19 protein-coding genes are annotated in these 20,918 nt (G+C 36.9%); 13 read left to right on the plus strand and 6 right to left on the minus strand.

Going from position 1 to position 20,918, the window contains the following annotated elements:
* Nucleotides 1-51: 51 nt before the first annotated feature.
* Complete coding sequence (locus tag O0955_RS03760) at nucleotides 52-411, minus strand: DUF6249 domain-containing protein (protein ID WP_269426184.1); 360 nt, start codon at nucleotides 409-411, stop codon at nucleotides 52-54.
* A gap of 136 nt (nucleotides 412-547) precedes the next feature.
* On the opposite strand from O0955_RS03760, the gene O0955_RS03765 reads away from it, so the two are divergent.
* From O0955_RS03765 to O0955_RS03780, 4 genes are all read left to right on the plus strand, one after another.
* Nucleotides 548-1,114, plus strand: coding sequence for a Crp/Fnr family transcriptional regulator (locus tag O0955_RS03765; protein WP_269426185.1), 567 nt, complete (start codon nucleotides 548-550; stop codon nucleotides 1,112-1,114).
* 69 nt (nucleotides 1,115-1,183) lie between these two features.
* Nucleotides 1,184-1,504 carry a DMT family transporter gene (locus tag O0955_RS03770; RefSeq protein WP_269426186.1) on the plus strand — a complete coding sequence of 107 codons (321 nt, stop codon included), beginning with the start codon at nucleotides 1,184-1,186 and terminating at the stop codon, nucleotides 1,502-1,504.
* A 47-nt stretch (nucleotides 1,505-1,551) separates the two neighbouring features.
* Nucleotides 1,552-2,133, plus strand: coding sequence for an RNA polymerase sigma factor (locus tag O0955_RS03775; RefSeq protein ID WP_269426187.1), 582 nt, complete (start codon nucleotides 1,552-1,554; stop codon nucleotides 2,131-2,133).
* Nucleotides 2,130-2,618, plus strand: coding sequence for an anti-sigma factor (locus O0955_RS03780; protein ID WP_269426188.1), 489 nt, complete (start codon nucleotides 2,130-2,132; stop codon nucleotides 2,616-2,618). Before O0955_RS03775 ends, O0955_RS03780 begins: the two co-directional genes overlap by 4 nt.
* A gap of 82 nt (nucleotides 2,619-2,700) precedes the next feature.
* Here O0955_RS03780 and O0955_RS03785 read toward each other — a convergent pair whose 3' ends face one another.
* The 5 genes from O0955_RS03785 to O0955_RS03805 form a co-directional block, all read right to left on the minus strand.
* Entirely contained in the window at nucleotides 2,701-2,892 is a 192-nt protein-coding gene (locus O0955_RS03785; RefSeq protein WP_010599196.1) for a cold-shock protein, read from the minus strand.
* Between the two features lie 108 nt (nucleotides 2,893-3,000).
* Complete coding sequence (locus O0955_RS03790; protein WP_269426189.1) at nucleotides 3,001-3,921, minus strand: hypothetical protein; 921 nt, start codon at nucleotides 3,919-3,921, stop codon at nucleotides 3,001-3,003.
* Nucleotides 3,922-3,961: 40 nt separating this feature from the next.
* Nucleotides 3,962-4,819, minus strand: a complete 858-nt coding sequence (locus O0955_RS03795) for a phosphodiester glycosidase family protein (protein ID WP_269426190.1) — start codon at nucleotides 4,817-4,819, stop codon at nucleotides 3,962-3,964.
* An 83-nt stretch (nucleotides 4,820-4,902) separates the two neighbouring features.
* Nucleotides 4,903-7,419 carry a zinc-dependent metalloprotease gene (locus tag O0955_RS03800; protein ID WP_269426191.1) on the minus strand — a complete coding sequence of 839 codons (2,517 nt, stop codon included), beginning with the start codon at nucleotides 7,417-7,419 and terminating at the stop codon, nucleotides 4,903-4,905.
* A 98-nt stretch (nucleotides 7,420-7,517) separates the two neighbouring features.
* Nucleotides 7,518-8,765 (minus strand): aspartyl protease family protein, encoded by a 1,248-nt coding sequence (locus O0955_RS03805; RefSeq protein WP_269426192.1) that lies wholly within the window; start codon nucleotides 8,763-8,765, stop codon nucleotides 7,518-7,520.
* Nucleotides 8,766-8,815: 50 nt separating this feature from the next.
* Here O0955_RS03805 and O0955_RS03810 point away from each other — a divergent pair, with 50 nt between their 5' ends.
* The 9 genes from O0955_RS03810 to O0955_RS03850 all read left to right on the plus strand — a co-directional run bounded on the left by O0955_RS03810 (nucleotide 8,816) and on the right by O0955_RS03850 (nucleotide 20,886).
* Nucleotides 8,816-10,144, plus strand: coding sequence for a D-alanyl-D-alanine carboxypeptidase/D-alanyl-D-alanine-endopeptidase (locus O0955_RS03810; protein ID WP_269426193.1), 1,329 nt, complete (start codon nucleotides 8,816-8,818; stop codon nucleotides 10,142-10,144).
* 17 nt (nucleotides 10,145-10,161) lie between these two features.
* Nucleotides 10,162-10,965 (plus strand): alpha/beta hydrolase, encoded by an 804-nt coding sequence (locus tag O0955_RS03815; RefSeq protein ID WP_269426194.1) that lies wholly within the window; start codon nucleotides 10,162-10,164, stop codon nucleotides 10,963-10,965.
* Nucleotides 10,966-10,996: 31 nt separating this feature from the next.
* Complete coding sequence (locus O0955_RS03820) at nucleotides 10,997-12,028, plus strand: glycoside hydrolase family 18 protein (protein ID WP_269426195.1); 1,032 nt, start codon at nucleotides 10,997-10,999, stop codon at nucleotides 12,026-12,028.
* A 2-nt stretch (nucleotides 12,029-12,030) separates the two neighbouring features.
* A complete protein-coding gene (locus O0955_RS03825; protein ID WP_269426196.1) occupies nucleotides 12,031-13,086 on the plus strand; it encodes an aminotransferase class I/II-fold pyridoxal phosphate-dependent enzyme in 1,056 nt (351 codons plus the stop codon).
* A 74-nt stretch (nucleotides 13,087-13,160) separates the two neighbouring features.
* On the plus strand, nucleotides 13,161-13,709 hold the full coding sequence (locus O0955_RS03830) for an RNA polymerase sigma factor (RefSeq protein ID WP_269426197.1): 549 nt from the start codon (nucleotides 13,161-13,163) through the stop codon (nucleotides 13,707-13,709).
* A 59-nt stretch (nucleotides 13,710-13,768) separates the two neighbouring features.
* On the plus strand, nucleotides 13,769-14,791 hold the full coding sequence (locus O0955_RS03835; RefSeq protein ID WP_269426198.1) for a FecR family protein: 1,023 nt from the start codon (nucleotides 13,769-13,771) through the stop codon (nucleotides 14,789-14,791).
* Between the two features lie 91 nt (nucleotides 14,792-14,882).
* The gene (locus O0955_RS03840; RefSeq protein WP_269426199.1) at nucleotides 14,883-18,179 is read left to right on the plus strand and encodes a SusC/RagA family TonB-linked outer membrane protein; all 3,297 of its coding nucleotides are present in this window, start codon (nucleotides 14,883-14,885) and stop codon (nucleotides 18,177-18,179) included.
* Between the two features lie 10 nt (nucleotides 18,180-18,189).
* Nucleotides 18,190-19,560 carry a RagB/SusD family nutrient uptake outer membrane protein gene (locus tag O0955_RS03845; RefSeq protein ID WP_269426200.1) on the plus strand — a complete coding sequence of 457 codons (1,371 nt, stop codon included), beginning with the start codon at nucleotides 18,190-18,192 and terminating at the stop codon, nucleotides 19,558-19,560.
* Between the two features lie 78 nt (nucleotides 19,561-19,638).
* A complete protein-coding gene (locus tag O0955_RS03850; protein WP_269426201.1) occupies nucleotides 19,639-20,886 on the plus strand; it encodes a YdcF family protein in 1,248 nt (415 codons plus the stop codon).
* Nucleotides 20,887-20,918: the final 32 nt, after the last annotated feature.

A 20,918-nucleotide genomic window follows, 5' to 3' on the forward strand; every position in this document is an offset into this window, starting at 1 on the left:
AAAAAGCCTGTTCCTAACTACTTGAAACAGGCTAACAACTAAACTAAATTTTTATTGTTGTTTATCAAGCCATCTTTTTTCAAAAACGTAAGATAATACAAGACCTAAACCGCCAAATATTCCAATTGCTCCAAAATAAATGGCTACTGCTTGTCCTTTTTGACCGTATTCCAGCTCTGGACCTAAAACACCGCGAACCGTAAATAATGCGACAATAAGACCTAAACCAATACCGATTAGCAGTAAACCAAACTTTAAACTTAAAAAAGGTTGGGGGGCTGATTTGGATAATCCCGGATCAATGCCACGCTCAATCATGGCCATTTTTTCTTTGTTTGATAAATAACGTATTCCAAATATCATGGCGAATGCTCCTAAAAACATTGTTATCGCGACTAATTCTCCTGGCATAATTATAATTTTTAATGTTAATATTATTTTAATTTCTTTGAACCGTGTTCTGTGTATTATGACAACATGATTTTTAATCAGGTTACACCCTTACTAAAAAAAGTTTTTAATAGCTTTATCGCATTAAAAAAAGAAATTGCAAAATCAGCTTAAAAATATCCCTGTCTTTTCTATGCTCAGCAATTCTTCTTTATTGCTTCTGGCTCCTCATTTTAAAATAATAGAGATGCAAAAGGGTGATGTATTAATTAAAGCGGATAATACAGAAGCATACTTTTATATTATTGACGAAGGTATTGCCCGTGCATATTCGCATGGAGAAAATCAGCAGATTACCTTTTGGTTTGGTCAAAAAGGCGATGCTTTATTTTCTTACAACAGCTATATTAATGGCAAACCGGGGTACGAAAACATTGAACTTTTAGAAGATTGCCGCTTATTCAGGATTAAAACGAAAGATTTACTCTCTTTATATTCTACTCATATTGAGATTGCCAACTGGGGCAGAAAAATTGCCGAAAAGGAATTAATCGCTACAGAAAAACGGTTAATAGACCGCCTGTTTAAAACGGCAACGGAACGTTATCTGGAGTTTCTGCACCAATCTCCTCAACTGGCCAAAAAGGTTGCGTTAAAACACATTGCCTCTTATTTAGGGGTTACCCAGGTTACTTTAAGCAGAATAAGAGCCGATATTAAATGAATCATTTTTTAACATTTGTAAAATTGAATGCAACTTCCCAGGCCTACCTTTGCATCAAATAACAAAAACATGAACTGGATTATATTAATTATTGCGGGATTATTTGAGGTTGGTTTCACTACTTGTTTAAAATTATCAAACAACTTTACAAACTTAAAATGGAGCCTTGGTTTTTTTATAGCCATTACCCTAAGCTTCGTTTTACTTAATAAAGCGGCGCAAACCTTGCCAATGGGTACTGCATATGCCGTTTGGACGGGCATTGGAGCGGTAGGAACCGTAATTATCGGGATTGTTTATTTTAATGAGCCAGCTACCTTTTGGCGTATCTTTTTTATCTGCACCCTTATTGCATCTATAGCCGGATTAAAGTTTTTTGCATCTCATTAAGATAAATCTGTAACCTGTTTGCCCCTGATGTTGTCTTACCACTAAGCATGGTGCAAAAATTTACTGATTTAGAGTTGATACAAAATATATTGAACGGCCAGACCGAACAGTATGCTTTGCTGGTAAAACAACACCAGCGCTTTGTATTTACCCTGGCTTTAAGATTTGCAAAAAACAGAGAAGATGCTGAAGAAATTGCGCAGGATTGTTTTGTTAAAGCCTATAAAGCTTTGGGTACATTTAAACAAACCTCAAAATTTAGTACCTGGCTGTATACAATTACCTATACAACCGCAATGACTTTTTTAAGGAAAAAACGTTTAGATACTTCTTCTATCAGTGATGAAGAGACTTTTATCCAATTAGAAAATCATACTTCGGCGTTTAATGCAAATGTTTATGAACAACAAAACAGCCATGTGTTTTTAAATGAAGCCATTAACATGTTGCTGCCAGACGATGCGGTAATTATTTCCTTATTTTACAAAGGTGAACAAAGTCTTGAGGAGATAGGAGAAGCGTTGAACATGGAGCCGAATACCATTAAAGTAAAATTGCACAGGGCCAGACAAAGGCTTAAAGAAAAATTGCAATATTTGTTAAAAGATGAAGTAAAGGAGTTACTATGAATACAATAGAACAACAGCTTTGGGATTATATTGATGGAAACCTCAATGACGACCAAATCAAAAACATCCGAAAAAAAATTGAATCCGATCATTCAGTTCAACTGCAATATGAAGAATTGCTGAAGCTTAATGCTGCTTTTTCTGAAATGGAGCTTGATGAACCGTCTATGTCTTTTACCCGTAATGTGATGGAAGATGTTGCAATTCTTCCGGCTCCGGTAGCGTTGAAAACGAAGGTTGATCAAAGAATTATTTATAGCATTGCGGGGTTTTTCGGTCTGGCCCTTGTTGTAGTGTTTGGTTATATTTTATACAATTCTACCTTTAGCTTTAAGGAAATAGATTTTAACTTTAAGATTGATTTAAAGTTTAATCAGTTTTTAGATTCAACCGGAATTTATATCTTTTTATTTGCAGATTTAATTATTGGATTGGTTTTTCTGGATTATATTATAAGGAAAAAAACTGCAGATAAAGCCAGTTAAATAAATAAAAAACCTTTTTGTTATCAAAAAAAAGGGCTGCTTTCTTGCGATAGCAGCCCTTTCTTGTAAATATGATAATAAATTAAATTACTTTCACATTAACGGCGTTTAAGCCTTTTTTACCGTTAGCAACTTCGTACTGTACTTTGTCGTTTTCACGGATTTCGTCGATAAGACCTGTTGAATGAACAAAAATTTCGCTATCGCCATTCGCAGGGATAATAAAGCCAAAACCTTTAGTTACATTGAAGAATTTTACTGTGCCTTCTTGCATTGTATTAAATATTAAAAATTAAGTGTGCAAGGTAAGTTTTATATTTTAAAATCAAAATATTTTTTAACATTATTTTAACGTTAATACTTTGTAAACAGCGGGTTACTGTTACTTTTTAATTGCTTTACCTACAATGTTTAACGTAATTTCGCTGTTGTGTGCTATGCCCAATGTGGTTCCAGGTATAACCGTAAAAAGGTTCCTTAAATAAATATCTGCCACACCCTGAATGATCTTTTTTCTGGGCGCCATATCCTCCGGCAATACACCATATACATTCTGCACTCTTATTGTTCCTTTTGCATCAACAACGGCTGAGCATTGATAGGCAAAATCTTTATAAGCCCTGTTGATTACAATTTTATATTGCGGATACATATAATCGTAAGCTTCGGTACGTTTTAACAATTTATCTACAGTACTTAGTTTCTCCGCAGTAACGATTTTACTATTAGGTATAAACTGAACAGGGCTAGTTGCGGCGAATGCACTATCGCTATTTAAATTAACTTCCGCAGCACGCTTTTGGATAAATAAAGTATCGGCCTTCGTTGTTTGTTGTAGTTTTTCTGCAAGTACTTTTAGCTTATCTTTAATGTAACGCTGCGCATAAAAGGTCATGTTCACATCCGACCTTATATCGGCCGCAATTACTTTGCCATCTACCTGCACACGCTGAAAAACTAAACTATCCTTACTAATGTGTTTTACCTTAAAAAACTCTTCAGCAAAATTGTAAACATTACCATGATCGTATTGCAGATAAAACTTTTGCATAATTTGTTTCTGCGGGCTCCAGGCCATCATCGTATCCTCAGCAGCGACCTCAATAATCCAGGATGGTTTTTGCATAAAGCCATCCTTATTAAAAGAAAGACCATCGCTAAAACGGCGCTTTACCTCTTCATATCTGATTCCTTTAACGGGTGCAAAAGTAAAGTCTCTTAAAGTAGCATCGGTAGACTTTGTTTTATTATTGCAAGCCAGCAAGCTAAACAATGCTAAACACAGACACAAATTTCTTATCATACAGGTATAACGTCGTAAATTAAATTTTGCGCTAAAATAATTATTTCTTCTTAACCAGTATTACATTGGCTACTTTCCTTTCGCCTTCATGATCCCAATTTTTATTATCCGTGGGATAGTTAATAACACCTGCGTTATTTATCCATAAAGTTGTAGAACCTCCACCATCAAAATTTATAGCACTTGTACAGCCCAGCCAACGCATTAATTTGGTCAGTTCAAATAAACTCATACCTGCCGAATTTTCATTCCGGCCATCAACAGTTAACAAAATGATTCTTCCGTTTGGCTTTACACCTACACAGGTTCTGGGGTGACGAAGCCTGTTAAACGCAGTGGTATCTAAATCTTCTTTTATTCCGTTTAAAAAAAGTAAGGGACCATTAAGCAATACATTTTGTTCGGTTAATTTATTCTCCCAATCTGTGGTTACATCCCACTTCTTTATTGCAAGTTTACCGCTTTCAATAACTACTGCAGCTTGCTGATGTCTTGCCCGGTTTCCACTTTTTTCCAGTCGGTTTTGATTTATAATTTTTCCGTTCAGCTTTACAAAATCAACTGAACCTCCATTTTTTACATCAAAGAAATTTCCGTTTATGGCTACAATTGCAGAATCTCTTTTCCCAAAATTACTGGTAGTTATCAATTCTTTTTCTTCGGCATCAAGTGCGAAAACCGCCTTCCTCCCGGTATTTTTTACCTCTACAAAAGAGATATTTTCATTTGCTCCGAATAGGTTTTTATCCTTGAAATGATGGTTAAATAATAAAACCTTTCTGGCTATTCTTGTTTTTTGCCACTTCGTTTTCTGCACCAGTATAGAATCCTGGTTTTGGGCAAAACCTGTTAAGCTAAGCGCAAGTAATACAGTAAAAAATGAAATTTGTTTAAGCATGGAATGTCTGTTTAACATAAAGGTAAAAAAACGGAGCAGCCAATTAAGACTGCTCCGTTTTATAATCTTGAATCACAAAGAATTTACTTTTTAGGATCTAAGATGTCTTTAATTCTAACACTCAAATCATCGTAATGCGCTTTGGTTATTGCATCACCTGCAGCCGATCTGGCTTTAATTGTTGTCAATAAAGTTTTAAGCTCAGCCCTAACTAAAGGTCTGATATCTGATAAACTTACATTAATAGGAGTTAAACCATAATTTGCCGCTGCCTCAACCGGAAAACCTGGCGGAAGATCAGCATTATCGGTCATTAAATAACCCAACCGATCTACATAAGCCCGTTGTAAATTACGTTTAAAAGCATCGGCTCTGCCGGCTGCAAAAACGGATGTATTTAGATCGGCAAATAAATCTGGTAATGTATAAGCTTTAGCTGTTCCATTTTTGGTCTCGTTGTCTAATAAACGGGCAATTCGTGGTGCAGATAAAAGATTTACCAGCGTGTTTGCCTGAACCGATTTAATGCGGTTTAACAATGTACCGTTATCAAATTTGCTTAACTGATCGTTATTAATTAACCAAAGCGGCGTAGTAAATAACTGTTGACCAAAAAAGGTAACGGCTTCTTTTTGTTTGGCTTTCGGTAAATATGCATAAACCGGGCCTGCCTGGTCATAAGTTTTAAAGTTTTCACTCATTCCACCTACATTGGTTAGTACATGCCCCATATAACGGTTATACTGACCAACAATTTCCGTATATATCTCTTTTAAATCACTGTAATCTTTCCCTTTTTGAAAAGTCCATTTCTCCACGTTAGGAAGAATACGCTTTAAATTTTCAATACCATACGTACTGGCTTTCATGGCATTATCACCCAAGTCTTCACTCTGTAAACGTGGATCTAAAGATGTACCCTGGCGGCCATAGAAATAAAGTGGATTGCCTGCATTTTTAAGTACCCATTGATTTAAAACTTCTCTTTCCTGTTCAGCAGTTTTATCTCCGGGAATCCAGGAATAGCCCCATTTAATTGCCCATTTATCGTATTCGCCAATTTGAGGATATAATTTAGTTACGCCATCACCAGGCTGCGCAATGTAGTTAAAACGGGCATAATCCATAATTGATGGTGCGGTACCATGTTTATCGGTAAATGCTTTTGAACGTAAAGAATCAACCGGGTAAGCATAGCTTGAGCCAAAGTTGTGCGGTAAGCCTAATGTATGACCGATTTCATGTGAAGAAACAAAGCGGATTAATTCACCCATTTGTGTATCACTAAACTTTGCTTTGCGTACCTCAGGATTAATTGCTGCGGTTTGTACAAAGTACCAGTTGCGCAATAAGTTCATTACGTTGTGGTACCAGCCAATATGAGTTTCCAAAATTTGTCCGGTGCGTGGGTCGCTAACATGCGGTCCGTAAGCATTTGCAATATCTGACGCAAAATAGCGAACAACAGAATATCTTGAATCCTCTACACTAAATTCAGGATCTTGCTGTGGTGTAGGCGCTTCTTTACCGATGATTGCATTTTTAAATCCTGCTGCTTCAAAAGCAACCTGCCAGTCATTAATGCCCTGAATTAGGTATGGCACCCATTTTTTTGGGGTTGCCGGGTCAATATAAATTATAATTGGCTTTACCGGCTCTACCAGTTCGCCACGCTTATAAGCATTGGTATCTTTTGGAACTAAATTCCACCTGTGAATATATGCAGTACGTTCTGCTTTTTGTGCATCGGTTCCGTAATCAATTTGCGACTGACCAAAGTATCCTACACGGCTATCCATGATTCTGGCTTTTACAGGAACTCTTGGCAATAAAAGCATAGAGGTATTAAACTCAAAAGTAACGGCACCATTGCTGTTATCCGTTGGAGATTCTGCTGCACGATAAGTTTTTGCAGTTTTAACCTCTACATTAATCGGAAATGTTTTTACCGTATCAATATAAGAACGACCTGCATCGTATGTGGTAATTTTATAGGCCTTACGGATTGCATCAGTTGCACCAATAGCCATAATGTCTCCATTATAAAAATCCGTCACATCAATTACCACACCTGTAGTATCTTTATTATACGATTTAATTTCGAAATTTGCCAAAATTTGGGCCAGGTTTGAGTTTTGTACAGATTCATACATATCGCTGTTTGCATCTGCTTTTGTAGCATAACTCGGTATGCGAATATATACTTGTTTACCTCTGCGTTCCCATTTCCAAACTTGTTCATTTAATTGCTCACCCCCATATTGCTGATTGCCCACTTTAACTCCAACCGGCGATTTAGCCAGGCGTGTTACCACAAGCATTTCGCGGTTTAATAAGGAGTCAGGAATCTCAAAATACCATTTGTCATCAACCTTATGTGTTTTAAATAACCCATTGGTTGTTCTGGCTTTAGCCGTTATAATTTCTGAGTAAGGTTTTATTCCTTCTTTTTTAGCCGCAGGAGCAGCTGATGCCGGAGCCGCAGCTGGTGTTTTACCTGACTGGGTTTTTGATTTTTTTTGAGCGTTTGCCACATTGGAACCGACCATACCAAAAGCGACAATACCTGCTACCGCAAGTACTTTAATCTTTTTATTCATATATGCTTAAAATGGTTTATTTTGCTTGATAATAAGAGCCTAAAGGTAAATGCTTGTTACAGGGATTTTTTTTTGTAACTAGAAAATTACCACGAGGCTTATATTCGTTGTTCAAGCTTAACCACTTTAAAGAATATTTTATTATCACGATAAATCTCCAGTATAATATTACGTTCTGATTTTGACTTAAAAAGATTAGTCAGATCATTTAAGGTATAAACATCAACAGGGCTGAAATTCACACTTAAAATCTCATCATCCTGACATAATCCCGCCTTTTCGGCAGGCGAGTCTTCGTCAATTTCTCCAATAATAACCTTTTTATATTTATTCTGATCAAGATAGATTACCATCCCAACCATATCGTGTTCAAATGGTTGTTTGCTATAGCTATTAGGCTTAATGCAGATAAAATTTTCACGGTAGTTGAATTGAATATCAAACTTACGCAACACATCTGCCCCAATATTACCATTACGGCTGGTTAAATCTATTTTTTCAGAAATAGATTTAAAATCCGGAAAACCCGCCACAACATTCTTAAATGTATATTTTCCAATATAGAGTTCTTTTATTCGGCCGATATAACCTTTAATCTGGCCGCTAAGCGTCATCCCTAAATTGGCTTTAATTTTAACATCCGGTTTTGGAAATTCGCCGCCGTTTAACATTTCCATGGATAAAGCATGACTGGCTCCTGTATCCATTAAAAACTTAGTCTTCACCCGTCCTTCGGGTAAACCCACCTCAGCAGTAACATAGGGTTTCAGGTTTTCTATTTCAATCGGAATCTTCGTTCCTCGGTATTTAATCTTCGCATCAGGATCGTAAAAAATAATTCTATTCTCACTATAACGAACATCAACCACGAAGCTGTTAAAAAAGCTGAAACCAATAATGCCGTATATTTTTAACCCTAAATGACCCGATAAATTAAAAAGATCCTCTTTTAAAATGGCTGTTGGAATTCTTGAAATTGTAGCTGCGCCAATTTTAACACTGATGCTTTGAGACACAAATGCTTCAACGGTTTCTAAACCCAAACCAGAAACTTTTATTTTACGTAATGCATTAAAATTTAAAGAGTCGATGATTGATGGATCAGTAATAATCATCGGACCTACACCGGTATCTAAAACAAAATTATAAGGGCCTTTTCCATTAACAAATAAAGGAATGATAATCAGATTTTTAATACTTTTAAAGCTCAGCGATTCCCTTGTTCGTTTATTCGGGAAACTAAATTCCTGCCCATAAGTATGGCTAAAAAAAAGTAAAAATAAGCTGGCGCAAAGTGTTAATTTACGAAGGGTAAATGGGAGGATCAGCTTATATTTGGTTAACATTAAATTAAATTTAATAATTTAGTTTGTAATATCACGTACATCAACGAAACATGATTCAAGCCATCCGTTCAAAATTTTTACAAACTGCGCCATTATTAATAATTGCCCTGCTTTGGAGCTGCTCTGCAGATAAAATCATTTCCCATAAAGTAGCCCGTCAATTCAAAAATTCTGAAGTAATTAAGCAGTACAATGTGGGCTTTGCTCTATATAATATTGGTCATAAAAAAATGCTTTTTCAAAAAGATGCTGACAAATATTTTACACCGGCATCCAATACTAAATTATACACGTTTTATGCAAGCTTAAAGATGCTCCCCGGGTCCATTCCTGCCTTAAAATATATTGAACAGGGTGATTCTTTAATCTTTTGGGGAACAGGCGACCCCTCATTTTTGCAAACTGAATTAAAAGATAAAACCGTTTATAATTTCCTTTCCGGCTCTAATAAAAGTTTATTTTTTGCTCCAGGCAGATATTCCGGTAATTTTTTTGGCAGTGGCTGGTCTTGGGATGATTATAACGACTACTATCAGGCAGAAATTAACGAATTGCCTATTTTTGATAACACTGTTTGGGTAAAGGCAACTGGCAACGGACGGTTTTCTGTCTCTCCTAAAAATTTCTGGAGTTGTTTTACTGCAGACAGCACCAAAACAAGCGATGACTTTTTTGTGAAAAGAAAGTACAATACCAATGAATTTGTCTATAATTCGGCAACCCCAAAAGCAAATTATAATCAACAGATCCCATTTAAAGTGAGTACTGCAACCACGCTAAGTTTACTTGCCGATACGCTGCATAAAACGGTTGGCCTCATTAATTTGAAAATACCAAAGAATGTTAAAACCATTTATAGTGCCAACCGGGATTCAGTGTTAAGGCATATGCTTCAACCTAGTGATAATTTTATTGCTGAACAGTTGTTGCTTCTTTGTTCGGATCAAATTAGCGATACTTTAAGTACTGAAAAAGCAATTGACTATGTACTTAAAAACTACCTTTCTTCACTTCCGGATAAACCGAGATGGGTAGACGGTTCAGGACTATCGAGAATGAATTTATTTACGCCAAGAGATATGGTTAAACTTTTGGATCTAATTTACGAAGAGATTAAAGACGAGAAAAAGCTATTTTCTATGCTGGCTGCTGGTGGGCAAAGCGGAACACTGAAATATGCTTATCCCAAAACAAATAATCCTTTTGTATTTGCAAAAACGGGATCGTTAACGGGTATTCACAATCAAAGTGGTTATGTTATTACTAAAAAAGGGAATACTTATATTTATTCTTTTATGAACAACAACTTTGTACTGCCTACTGCTGATGTTAAGAAAGAAATGGTTAGAATAGTCACTTATATTCACGATAATTTTTAAGCAGATTAGTCTTAAATATGAAAGCACTTTTTACGATTGTGATTGCCTTTTTTTGTTTTTCTGCTCTGGCGCAAAAGCAAATCATCTTTAATTCTAAAAATTTGCCTCAGGCCGATACAACCTGGGTTTTCGCCCCAAAAAAGTTGAATAAAAAACAGAAAGTGCCCACTGTAATTTTACTGCATGGATATGGAGGAAATTATAAACAGTGGAATAAGATTATGAATGCCCAAAAATATGCTGATGAATATGGGTATATTTTAATTTGTCCTGATGGTTTATTTAAAAGCTGGTACTTAAACAGTCCGGCTAAAACTGACTGGCAATATGAAACTTTCTTTTTTGACGAATTATTGCCAAAAATAAAATCAGATTTTCCAATAGACACTACAAACTTATTTATTACCGGATTGAGTATGGGTGGGCATGGTGCCCTGTGGCTTTTCTTAAAACAACCAGATCAGTTTAAAAGTGCTGGCAGCACCAGTGGAGGGATCAATCTTCGTGATGCAATTGGTAAATTTGGTGTTCCTGAACTTTTGGGCAATCCGGACAAAGACAGCAACATCTGGTCAGATTATTCAGTAATAAAAAACATTGACAAACTTAGTGGCAATAAAAAGGAGATCATTTTCGACTGCGGATCTTCCGATTTCTTTTATCAATCCAATAATGCCTTAAAGCAAAAGTGCGACAGTCTAAAAATTAATGCGACTTACACCTCTCAGCCGGGATCTCATAATGCATCTTATTGGAAGAAATCTATTAAGCAACAGTTCGAATTTTTTAAAACACAAGTTTCATCTATACCCAAAAGTTAATTGTATGTAATCTAATCAAACACCAACTTCTATGAAAAAAATCTATCTTTTATTCAGCATGTCTACTTTGCTGTTTATCGTTTCCTGTAAAAAAGATGCTGTTTTAGAACCAGACAAACCAACGACTCCAGAAGTTTCCACCACACCTTACGTTCCAGATAACAGCTTCAAAATCGTGTCTTACTTTCCAAGTTACCGCGATCCTGAAGGTGTAAATATTTCAAAATATAAAATGCTGACGCATTTGTTTTATGCTTTTCTTAATCCAAATCCCGACGGATCTTTAGCAACGCTGGAGCAGCCTGCCCGTTTCAATCTGGTGATGCAAAGAGCAAAGGCAAACGGAGTTAAAACAGGCATTTCAGTTTCGGGCACCAAAAGCATTTTCGTAACCATGGCCAGTGCGGCTACTTCAAGAAATCTTTTCGTTAAGAATGTACTTGCTTTTGCCAAAACGAACAATTTGGATGGTGTAGATATGGATTGGGAATACCCGAGCACAAGTGACGGATCTGCCGACAACTATGTTTTGCTAATGAAAGAATTATCAGATTCGCTGCATAAATATCATAAATTTTTAAGTGCTGCGATTACACCGGGTGTTTATGCAGGCAGCATTAGGGACGGTTTAAAAAATGAGGTGTTTCCAGCGGTAGATTTCTTTAATATTATGGTTTATGATGGTGTTGGCTGGGATAAAAATGATCCTGTTCAGCATGCGTCGTATGATATGGCTACATACAGCATGAATTACTGGCTAAATACGCGGGGCATGCCTAAAGAAAAAGCCGTTTTAGGAATTCCTGCATATGGTAAAAATGCGGCTAACAGTTCAAAAGCTTATCGTGATTTTGTTGCAATAAATGCAAATACAGCTTTGGATTCGGCTTCGATTGCCGGGGTAAAATATTATTTTAATGGAACAACAACAACGAAGAAAAAAGCTAAACTTGCAAAAGATGTTGGCAATGGCATTATGTTTTGGGAGTTCTATCACGATGATAACGGAACAAAATCAATCATAAAAGCCGCCAACGATACGCTGGGCAGAAGTTATAACTAAAAATGAAATCAGAATTCAGATCAATTTATAAACCCTTTTCTAATCAAATTAATATTGAAGAAAAATCTTACCTCTACTTTGGGGGTACCGCTTATCTGGGCATTCCTCAAAATAAGGATTTTATAGATTTATTTATTGAAGGCATTAAAAAATTTGGATTAAACAATGGTACCAGCCGCAATAACAACATTCAGCTTGGTATTTACAACGATGCGGAACGTGCCGCAGCCCAAAGGTATGGCGCTGAGCACGCTCTCATTACCTCAAGTGGTTATCTTGCAGCCCAGCTTGTTGTAAAAGCGTTGAGTAAAGCAGGAAAAGTAATTTATGCTCCTGCAACGCACCCGTCACTCTGGCTGGAAAATGAACAGTTTTTGAATAAATCTTTTTCCGCATGGGCAGAAGAAACCGTCAGCTTTATCAATCAATCCAAACAGAAAAATTGGGTATTGATCAGCAATTCAATGAACAATCTTTTTCCTGAGATTTATAATTTTAATTTTTTAAAACAAGTTAGTCAGGATAAAGAAATTATTTTAATTGCAGATGATTCTCATGGAATTGGAGTTGTTAATAATGGTTTAAGTGCTTTTTCTACCTTACCCAGACAAAAAAATATTCAATGCGTACTTGTTGCATCTATGGCCAAAGGCCTGGGTGTAGATGCGGGTTTGGTTTTAAGTTCTGAAGAAATTATTAACCAACTTAAACAAACCAATGAATTTTCGGGTGCATCGCCGGGTGCCGCAGCAGGTTTGTACGCCTTTATGGGCGCAGAAGAAATATATCGAAAAGCATGGATCAGGCTACAGGAAAATATAAACTTATTCGGTTCTGCCTTAAGCCCGTTATGGAAATTTGAGCCGGGTTTTCCTGCATTCCAGATTAATGATCCTGATTTAGCAAATAAACTTCTTCCGCAACAGATTTTAGTTTCATCCTTTCCCTATCCGGGCGTAAACGATGCGCCGGTAAATCGTATTATTTTAAGCAGTTGGCACACGGAGGAAGATATAAATCATTTAATCGAAGTGCTAAATCAAAACCAGGCCATTTAATTATTCACAATTGATAAAATTAACCCTATATTTATTTTCAGCTAACATTAACCAAATAGTTTTGAGCCAACAACGTGTCAAACTATATCCAAAATATAAAAGAGGGAGATCATATATCTTTTGAAATAGTTTTTAAGCTATGGCATAAGAAGATTTTTGCCTATTTTTTTAAAAAAACGGCATCCGAAGATCAGGCCCAGGAGTTAACACAGCTCGCTTTTATCAAACTTTGGCGCTTTAAACATACCTTATCTGAAGAACTTGCCTTAGACCTGCAGTTATTTAAGATTGCTAAAACAACTTTACTGGACTATTTTAAAAAACTGGCTAATGAAGAACGTAATCTTAATGTTTACTATCAGGAGGTCCAAACAGAAGCCACGCAGCAAAGTGAGGTTTTTGAATACAAACAGCAGTTGGAAGTTGCCTTAAACTGTTTGCCCCCTACCCGCAAAAAGGTTTTTCTGCTTAACCGTCTCCACGGTTACAGTTATAAAGAAATTTCTGAACAACTTTCAATTTCTCCCCGTACGGTAGAAAAACACATCTCCCTGGCCATGAAACAACTAAATGGCTACGCTTATCTTCCTGCAATTATTTTTCTGGTCGATTTTCTGAATTAATTTAAAATTTATTTTTTTTCCATTACGGGTTTATGCCCGGTTCAATCGTATTAATAAGTATGAGTATATCTGATGAGTTATTGGATAAATATTTAAAAGGACAATGCAGCCCGGAAGAAAAACTTTTGGTGCTTCAGTATTTGGATAAAATTGATGAATTACCCGAGCATTTGTTAAGCAAAAACGAATGGGATAATACTACAGATGCAATAATAGATGATGCCAAAACAGAAGAAATGTTTAATGTGGTTAATAAACATACCACGGTAAAGGTTTCGAAATTAAAATGGTTAAAAATCTCTGCTGTTGCCGCAGTATTTTTGGCTGTTTTAACCTTTGGATTTTTGAAGATAAAGCAGAATCAGCCAAAAGCAGATTTTGCCCGACATATAAGTTTAGATCAAAACAAAAAGAGTGCTATTAATTGGAAATCGGTTATGAATTACACAGACCACACTCAATTATTAACCTTACCGGACCAATCTACAGTGCAACTATACCCGGGTGGAGAACTGAGGTATGCCCTTCCTTTTATAAAAACCAAAAGAGAAGTTTACCTGAATGGAAAAAGCTTTTTTCAGGTGACGAAAGATAAAAAACATCCCTTTGTAGTTTATGCAAAGGGAGTATCGACTACTGCCTTGGGGACCTCGTTTACCATTACCGCATTAGAAAAAAGCAAGGAAATTAAAGTAGAGCTTCATACCGGAAAGGTTTGGGTTAAAAACATAGATTCTACATTACATGTTTTGCCGTTCAGTAAAATTTTAATGCCGGGGAATGAGCTGGTTTATAATCAAGCCATAAATAAAGTGAAAGTAACTGATGTAAAACTTTTGGTTAAACAAGCAGACCCGGTTAAAGAATTAAATTTTACGCAGGCCTCCTTAGTTAATGTTTTTGCTCAACTACAACAGCATTACAAAATAAAAATCATCTATAACCCTGCTGATTTACAGGAAATGTCGTTTACCGGAAATTTAAAATTAACGCTGTCAATAGATGCCATACTAGAAGAAATAGCTGAATTAAATAAACTAAACAAAATCAAAACAACCGAAGGTTACCTGATTAGAAAATAAAACCATATCCATATTACAATGAACTTAACTCGTCAAAAAAGCGTGAAAGGGAATGCTTTTGCCAAAAAACAACCAAATAAAACAATATAATATGCTTAGAAAACTTACTACACACTTGTTCATTTGCCTGTTTCTGATATCAGTTGCGGCAAAGACCCGGGCTCAAACATCAGAGATTACCGGAATTGTAAAAGATGAAACCGGGCAACCATTGTTAGGTGCTTCCATACTTTTACTCAATACCAAAACCAATGAAAAGAAGGGAATAATGGTCAATACGGAGGGCAAATTTATCATTAGTGGCCTTTCTGCAAATGTTCCTTACAGCATTAGTGCTTCTTATATTGGTTATACCACCAAAACCATTGATAATTACGTATTAAAAGCCGGCGAACAGGCTACTTTACTGATTCAGCTTAATCCGGCTTCTGCATCGTTAACAGATGTTGTGGTAGTAGGTTACGGCAGTCAGAAAAAGAAAGATGTAACCACTTCAATTGCCAGCATTAAGGCTTCGGATCTTGAAAATCAACCTATAAATAATGCCGCCGAAGCTATGGTTGGTAAAATGGCCGGGGTTCAGGTTTCGCAGGGCTCAGGAACTCCTGGTGGTGCGTTAGCCATTAAAGTACGTGGTGTAGGTACCATTACAGCTGGTTCTAATCCGCTATATGTAATTGATGGTGTCCCAATTTCTAATGATAACATCAATACTTTAAACACGAATGATATTGCTTCAATTGAGGTCCTTAAGGATGCTTCCTCAGCTGCTATTTATGGATCAAGGGGATCAAATGGTGTGGTTTTAATCACAACAAAACAAGGTAAAAGCGGCAAGGCCACCATTAGCGCAAATAGCTACGCGGGCTGGCAAACACTTGGGCATAAAATTGATATGATGGATGCCTATCAGTATGCGCAAATGACGCTGGAATCCAGAAATAATACTTATGCCGATCAGATGGATCAGATTAACAGAAAAAATATTTCTCTGGGTTTACCCATCGTTAATTACAGTCCAAATGATAACAACAGTACCCGGTTGGTTAATGCCGGTATTAACTCTACCAGCGCCCTTATTCCTTTAGAGATTTTTCCTTATTTGCAAGGGCAACAGGGTTTAACCAATACAGACTGGCAAAATGAGATTTTTAGAACGGCTCCTATTCAAAGTCATTCAGTGTCTGCTTCCGGTGGAGGCGAAAATCTGAAATATTATGCTTCTATGGAGTATTTTGATCAGGATGGTATTATTTTAAATAGTGGTTTTAAGCGTTATAGCGGCAGGTTAAATCTGGAAGGGAACAGAGGTGTATTCAGGTATGGCGTAAATTTAAGCCCATCTTCCATTAAAGAAAACAGGGTAAATGCCAATGGTGCATATAGCACTAATGGAGGGGGTATTGTGTCTTCAGCATTACATTATTCGCCAATATTTCCAGTTTACAATACAGACGGGACTTATAGTTTTGCTCAAAACTCATGGAGTCCGGGAACCATAACTACATTGCCTGGAGGCGCTACCCAAACAGGTAACGGCGAAACACAGGCCTGGAATCCTGTTGCGCTTGCAATGCTTCAAAAAGACGATGTCCGGTCAAACCGGTTAACTGGTAGTGCCTTTGTAGAAGCCTCAATTCTTAAAGAACTAAAATATAAAATTCAACTAGGTATTGATTTGTTCAATAGCTCAGAGGATACTTTTCGTCCTTCCATTATACCGCAATCTAATTTCGCGGATAACCGCTTATCAGATGCCTCGGGATCATCAAGAACCATAAGAGAAAGTAACTGGCTGCTTGAACAGACTTTAAATTACAATAAAAGCTTTGGCGACCATAACATTAATGCCTTATTGGGATGGTCGACCCAAAAAGATGATTTAAGTGGAAACTATGCGCTGGCTACAAAAGGTTTTATCAGTGATCAGGTAGAATATTTGAATGCGGGTATTGTAACCAGCGGAACTTCAACCAGACAACAATGGAGTCTGGCATCGGGCATTGCAAGGTTACAGTATAGCTATAAAGGAAAATACCTTTTTACTGGTTCGGTAAGGGCTGATGGATCTTCAAAATTTGGAACAAACAATAAATGGGGTTACTTTCCATCTGCATCAATTGGCTGGAGACTTTCAGAAGAAGATTTTCTTAAGAATTCTAAATCTGTTTCTGATTTAAAACTTAGAGCCAGTTATGGTTTAACCGGAAATTTTAACATTCCAAATTATGCCGCTCAGGGATATGTTGGCAATTATGCTTATGTTTTTGGAGGCTCAACTCCTGGTGTAGTTAACGGAGCGGCACCATTAACACAACCAAATGATGATTTAAGATGGGAGAAAACGGCACAGTTAAATATAGGTTTCGATGCTGCTTTTTTCAGAAACCAGCTTACCCTTTCTGTTGATGTTTACAACAGTAACACAAACGATTTATTGTTAAACGTTCCCGTTCCTTTATCAACGGGGTTCTCAACTGAACTTAAAAACATTGGAAAAGTAAATAATAAAGGTATTGACATCAATTTAGGCACCCAGCAACAATTTGGGGCTGTAAAATGGACCGCCAATGCAAACTTCTCTAAAAACAAAAACAAGGTCGTTGAGCTTGGTTCTGGTGTTAACGAATTTATCAGAACAGGATCAGTTGCAAACGCTTACTTTTTAACAAGAGTTGGCGAACCAATCGGATCTTATTATTTACCTGTTGTTTTGGGAGTATTTAAGAATCAGGCAGAAGTTAATGCCTACCCGCATTATACAGATACACCGGGCAGTTTTGACTTAAATACGGCTAAACCGGGAGATTTCAAATTTAAAGATGTAGATGGCGACGGTGCAATTGATTTAACAAAAGACCGGGAAATCGTTGGAAATTACCTGCCTAAATTTACTTATGGTTTTTCAACAGCTGCCGAATATAAGGGCATTGATTTAAATGTAGCATTGCAGGGCGTTTATGGTAACAAAATTTTGAATCTTTCCCGCAGGTATTTTGCCAATAAAGAAGGAAATATGAATAACATGATCAGCTCATTAGACAGATGGGTATCAGAAAGCAATCCAGGAAGCGGACAAGATGTTAGAGCCAACCGTGTAGCAAAGGGAAGTAACGGAACAACTTCAACCTGGCATGTGGAAGATGGTTCTTACCTGAGAATCCGGAACATTGCTGTGGGTTATACATTTCCAGCAGATTTAGTAAAGAAAATTGCTTTAACCAAAGTAAGATTATATGTTGCCATGCAAAATCCTTTCACCTTTACTAAATATACAGGTTACAATCCGGAGGTTACCAACCGGTCAGAAGCCACTACAAACGGAGAAGATTATGGCGTATATCCTACGGCCAAAACAACATCAATTGGATTGAACATTACTTTATAAAATTAAGACCATGAAAAAATACATTATACCAATTATAATCTGTGGCTTAATTGTCACAGCATCATCCTGCAAAAAATTTCTGGATTTAAAGCCATTGGATTCCTACACCGAGAATACTTTTTATGTTGACGAAAAAGGCTTGCAAGGCGGTTTAGTTAGTTGCTACGATGCGCTTCAAACAGATAGTCTTTATGGAAATAATTTCTTAACACTCGGCGAAATCAGAGGTGATAACGTTACAGATAACGACCCTGGATCTGGTGCAGGCGTTCGCAATTCAATCGAAGTTTTTTCGGAAACTTCTGCAAATAATATTTTAGCAACGTCGTGGCAAGGGCACTATAAAGCAATTTACCGGAGCAATATTATTCTGGACAGAGCGCCGGGCATTAGCATGAATGAAACAACTAAAAATCAAATCATTGGACAGGCAAAATTTATAAGGGCACTAAGCTATTTTAATTTAACCCGCTTATGGGGTAATGTTCCTTTAGTGCTTACTGTGCAAAAAACGGAGCAAGCACGGGAAAATGTACGTGCAACTTCAGAGCAAGTGTATCAACAGATCATAAATGACCTGACCGATGCGGCGTCAAAACTACCCCCAACCTGGGCTGATGCTCAACGTAGCCGTGCAACAAGTTATGCCGCCTCTGCATTATTGGCTAAAGTGTATTTGTACCAAAAGAAATATGATTTGGTGGTTTCTACTTTACAGCCTCTCGTAACTTCAATTTATGCAGGAACGGTATTATCTGTAGTTCCTCAAACGACAACTTTCCCTAATGGTCTTAAAACCAGTAAAGACGTTATTTTTGCAGTATTATACTTAAACGGAGGGGTTAAAGAGTCTGTAAATCCAGATAATCGTTACAGAAATAACAATAATACAAACACCATAACCATTTCGCAGAGTTTATTTGAAGCTTCTGATAATCGTAAAGCATTGGTTGCATTAACGGGTACTGGTGTTCGCCCGGGAAAATTCAATAGCCCTGCATCACCTGCAACTGAAATTAGCGGAGACTTTCCTATCCTTCGCTGTGCAGATGTATTGCTTATGTATGCCGAAGCATTAAATGAAGTAGCTTACGGAAATACTGAAGCTTTTAAAGCACTTAATGCGGTTCGTACTAATGCAGCAGCATCTATAAAAACACCGGCCATGCTTACTTCACAAGCTGATTTTAGAACAGCGGTGTATTTAGAGCGTCGCTTAGAACTGGCTTTAGAAGCAGATCGTTGGTTTGACATTGTTAGAACTAACCAAATGGCAACTATTTTCCCTGGGATTCCGGCTTTCAGAAGCATATACCCTGTTCCACAGGCAGAAATTGATAATGTTAACAATAAAACTGGCTGGCAAAATACAGGTTACTAAAATTGTTAATAAGTTTAGGCCGTTACTATTTGGTAACGGCCTTTTCTTTTAAGCCTTTAAGGTTCATCATTCTACATTATGAAAATATATTGCTTACTGCTTTTCAGTTTAGTTATTTCGCTAAACTCATTGGCACAAAATAAACCTCAAAAGGGCTACCAGCTGCAAAGCACTAGTAACGCCGTTCAATATAAAAACTATTATCTGCTTACTTTATTTCAAAAAGACCCCGCAGTAAAAAAGTTGCTCCAAAATGATGCTGAACTTAGCAATTTCCTTAAAAATAAAAGAGCCAAAATTACAGCAGCCATAACAAACTGTACAAATGATATTGGTTGTTTTACCAATGTTATTAAGTTTAGTGATGATGAAATTGATCTGGTGGGTAAACATCTGGCGGATTTGTATAAGCAACAAAATGAACTAGGCCTGCTGGTTAAAAATCATCTGATCGCATCCGGTTGTTATGCCCTTTATGAAAATTTAGCGTCAAAAGAAATACTGCAAAAAGCCTGGGTGCAAGATGCCAAAGCAATTAATTACGCCATAAATGTTTATGTTGAAGGGCAAAAACCCAATTATCCAAAAATAGATTCTATTGGCTTTAATGTGAAGGATAAAAGCTATGCTGAGCTGGTAAACACAAATGCCTTATTAAGTCTGGATGCTAAAAATACTTTATTTTTTGAGCCTGCTTTGCAATTTGCATTGGTAGCCCTTGAAATTAATGAAAGAAATGATGCAGCAGATTACGAACCCATGATAAGCACCGTAAATAAAGCTGCGCTTTTAGCCATCAGAAAAACAAATTTTTCTGCTTACAAATATAGTTTAATATTAGTACCAGGTGAAGGGCCGGAAGAAGAAGCTACTGCATTAAGTGCCGGAGGCATGTTGCGTTGCAGACTTGCCGCCGAACAATTTAGAAAAGGTTTGGCGCCATTTATTATGGTTTCCGGAGGAAGAGTCCATCCTTTTAAAACCAAATATAGCGAGGCTTTTGAAATGAAAGTATTTTTGATGAAAAATCTGCAAATCCCGGAAAGCGCTATTATTATGGAACCTCACGCCAGGCATACAACTACAAATTTACGCAATGCGGCAAGGCTTATTTTCAGGTATAATATGCCTGTGGAGAAACCTGGTCTTATAATCACTGTTAAATCGCAAAGCACGTACATTAGCGACGTGATGTTACAACGATGCACTAAAGAACTGGGTTATGAGCCTTATAGAAATGGCAAACGCTTATCAGATACGGCACTTGAATTTTATCCAGATGCGATGTCGCTGCAAATCGATTTTGACGAACCCCTTGACCCTTAATTAATCTTAAATTAAATTTTACGGATATATTT

It is taken from the genome of Pedobacter punctiformis (assembly GCF_027213715.1).
Taxonomy (GTDB): Bacteria; Bacteroidota; Bacteroidia; order Sphingobacteriales; family Sphingobacteriaceae; genus Pedobacter; species Pedobacter punctiformis.